The organism is Sphingobacterium sp. IITKGP-BTPF85 (genome assembly GCF_001006065.1).
Lineage (GTDB): Bacteria > Bacteroidota > Bacteroidia > Sphingobacteriales > Sphingobacteriaceae > Sphingobacterium > Sphingobacterium anhuiense.
In genome coordinates this window covers 1-3,392 of sequence record NZ_ASZT02000247.1, presented here as the reverse complement: position 1 = coordinate 3,392, position 3,392 = coordinate 1, and the positions used below count along the sequence as shown (strand labels likewise).

Genomic DNA, 3,392 nt, shown 5'->3' with positions numbered 1-3,392 from the left:
AAATGCGAGTTCATAAGGTTTCGGGGTAGGTGGTTGTGAGCGAAGTTCTCCTGCAGCTGCTAAGGCAAAATAGGGATTTCTTAAAAACTCTCTTCCTATGAAGATCAAATCGGCATCTCCGTTTGTCAAGATGGTTTCTGCCTGATGTGCATTCGTGATTAAACCTACTGTACCAACTATTAAATTGTCTTTTATTTCTCTTTTGATGGCACTGGCGAAAGGTAATTGATATCCTGAACCGACTGTAATTTTAGCTTTAGGTACTGTCCCACCCGTCGAAACATCAACAATATCGATTCCAAATTGTGATAACTTTTTACTTAACCATTTTGAATCTTCAATTGTCCAACCCTCATCCATCCAATCTGTTGCTGAGATGCGTACCGCAATTGGAAGATTTGCAGGCCATACTTCTTTAATTTTATCAATGATTTCAAATAGAAAACGCGAACGGTTTTCTCGGTTTCCACCATATTGATCGGTTCTTTTGTTCGAAATAGGGGATAAGAATTCATTGATTAGATAACCGTGTGCACTGTGTATTTCTATCAATTTAAAACCAGCTGTTAATGCTCTCTTAGTGGCATCTGCGAAAGCTTGTTGCACTGATGTGATATCTTCTGAACTCATTTCGCGTGGCGTTTGCATGTCTGGAGAGAATGCTATTGCAGACGGAGCAATAACTTCCCATCCATTTTCATCATGAGGCATCAACGGATGACTGTCACGTCCAGATGCCCATGTGCTTCCTTTTCTACCAGCATGTGCTAATTGGATTGCTGGGACACTGCCAGACTTCTCTATAAATGATGCAATTTTAGTAAGCATTTCAATATGATCATCTTTCCAGATTCCCAAGTCTCCAACTCCAATGCGTCCATCGGAATGGACTGCTGTCGCTTCGAGCATGACAGAACCTGCACCACCCATCGCTCTAGAGCCATAATGTACTAAATGCCAATCATTGGCAAAACCATCATTAGCCATATACATACACATGGGCGACGTTACGATCCTGTTTCTAAAAGTTACTGATTTTACAGTTAAAGGACTGAATAATTTTGACATATCTAAATTTTTATAACGAATTTTCACCGGAAAGGAAGGTCTTATGTCCAATGAAAAGTTGAAGTAATAGTTTTTGATTATTTCGTGTATAGATGGAATAGTTTTGAAACAATTTTCCATTCTCCATTTATTTTTATCAGGGAGTGATAATCTGTGAAATCTTCATCTGCGGCGTCGTGTTCCATTTCAACACGAACTACCGCTGTGGTGGACGTTTTGTGTAACACCGTAAGATTGGTTTGAATATTTGGTGCCGCACCAAATTCTTGAACGTAAGCATAAAGGTTCTCTATACTACCTTGTGAAAGGTCGTGCTCTAAATGACCATACATAACAGCATCTTGATGAAATGCTTTTTTTAACTGTTCGATATTGCCCGTTTTTAGCCCATCCACGTATCCTGCTACAATGGCTAACACATCTTCGTAATCTTGTACAGTATTACTGTTTTTATTTGTCGACATAATTTTATATTTTTTAATTTATGTTACAAATTTACAGACGATAAAAGGTTTTCATTTTTTTATAACGTCCAACTATTTATTCTATTAAGTCCAAATGAGCAGGAGAAATCGGGTTTGATGGCCATCTCTATTTTAATGACGAAATACGGTCGGTGCTTGTCCGTGGTATTCTTTAAAGATTCTCGAAAAATGTGAAATGTTTTCGAAGCCCAGAGAATAACAAATTTCTGAAACAGGCAATTGTGTTGCCTCTAACATTTCCTTCGCTTTTTCAAGACGTTTTTCCCGAATCCATGATGCAGGAGTCATATTGTAAATGGCTTTAAAATCTCGTTTAAAACTGGATAGCTTCTGCCGGATAGATACGCTAATTCTGGTAAAGAAACTGGTGAGGCATAATGCATGTCCACAACATGACGGATATCTGCCCTCACGGCTCATGCAACTGTAAAATTTGGAGAAACATATTCCGATTCCCCTCAGCGATGTCATAGAGTAATTCCATGATCTTAAGGCGTAATTGTCCGGGCTGCACAACAGAATGATCTAAAAAATAAGGTTTCATAGAATTTGCAAAAGCAACAAGGCACTCATTCATCGGGTAAACTCCCGTCTTTATTTCTCCTTCAATTTTCGGAACCTTTATTTCAGACATAGCTAAAAATGATTTTAATAGATCATCTTTGATGCTAAACATCAGGCTGTCATAGATATTGTCATTATCGGGATTACCCATTTTATCGTATTTGACCGCCGTTGCCTTTTTTAGCAGAATCATTTCATTTTTACCGACAACATACTGCTGTTTGCCATAAGTTAGTGTTGCCGATCCTTCGAGCACTATCATGAGGAGATGCTCTTCCAGATACATCGTTCCCTTAGCTTCCATACTATGGATGCATTGCTCAATAATAGAGCATCCGTCGAGCATTAACGCATTTTGAGGAGTAGGACCACTTATTAATGATGTTGGTACTTTGATCATTTTTTTCATAAACGATATTTAAAACTCAGATGATAAAGGAAATCAAAAGAAATTTGAATCACCGATTGATGACCAGTGAAGTAAAAAATATAATGCAAATATATTGAAATAAATAACACTTAACTTTTCTAATTAGTCGTTATATTTTGACTATTTAGTTCAAATAATTGACCAGTTTATGAAGGTATAAGTTTTCCAACATCTAAATCATGGGTCAGGAGATCTGCTTTTTTGCTTAAAAAATTTTAACAGAATTGCTATTTCTTATGTACTTATTTTAAGAATGATTGAACTTTGCGCCACTGTACGAAAGATCTCATAGGTGAATTGATCTCCTGCTTGTCATCTTAACTTTTATAATATCAGTGCTCTACCTTAATTCCATCCGATAATACTTTCTTTTGTGCTTTTATAAAACCCGCTTTATCTTTCTTAACAGCTTTAATGATCTCTTTCTGTTCTTTGGGTACCGTGTAATATTTGTCTACCCATAATTGCATCTCAATCAATATCGGGAGTAAATCAATACCTTTCTTAGTAAGGGTGTATAAAACTTTTGCTTTGCTTTCCGGATGATCCAGTTTACTGATCAGTCCATTTTCTTCCAGCATTAATAATCTTGAAGCTAAGATATTGGTCGCTATCTTCTCGCCAGATTTTAAAAAGTCGCTGTAGGTGCATTGTTTCAAGCGCATTAAATCCCGGATGAGCAATAAGGACCATTTATCTCCTAAAATATCTAATGAACAACTGATAGGGCATTGTGATCTATTTTTCATAATAATGTATTTTTTTTAAAAAACACTTGCGTTTTGCAAGTTGAATTTTATATTTGTACTTGCAAAATGCAAGCAAATTTACGATTTTAAATTATT

The 3,392-nt window shown here is 36.4% G+C and carries 5 protein-coding genes; all 5 read right to left on the bottom strand.

Annotation, left to right across the window (positions count from 1 at the left end):
- Window positions 1-1,068, bottom strand: a 1,068-nt coding sequence (locus L950_RS24605; RefSeq protein ID WP_031288878.1) for an NADH:flavin oxidoreductase/NADH oxidase, incomplete at its 3' end; no start/stop codon positions are given.
- 77 nt (window positions 1,069-1,145) lie between these two features.
- Window positions 1,146-1,532: a nuclear transport factor 2 family protein gene (locus L950_RS24600; RefSeq protein ID WP_021190986.1), complete on the bottom strand. Its 387-nt coding sequence runs from the start codon at window positions 1,530-1,532 to the stop codon at window positions 1,146-1,148.
- Window positions 1,533-1,664: 132 nt separating this feature from the next.
- Entirely contained in the window at window positions 1,665-1,973 is a 309-nt protein-coding gene (locus L950_RS36040) for a helix-turn-helix domain-containing protein (protein WP_262507198.1), read from the bottom strand.
- Entirely contained in the window at window positions 1,963-2,517 is a 555-nt protein-coding gene (locus tag L950_RS24595) for a hypothetical protein (protein ID WP_156169859.1), read from the bottom strand. The genes L950_RS36040 and L950_RS24595 overlap by 11 nt, the downstream gene beginning before the upstream one ends.
- 362 nt (window positions 2,518-2,879) lie before the next feature.
- A complete protein-coding gene (locus L950_RS24590) occupies window positions 2,880-3,296 on the bottom strand; it encodes a winged helix-turn-helix transcriptional regulator (protein WP_021190983.1) in 417 nt (138 codons plus the stop codon).
- Between the last annotated feature and the right edge of the window lie 96 nt (window positions 3,297-3,392).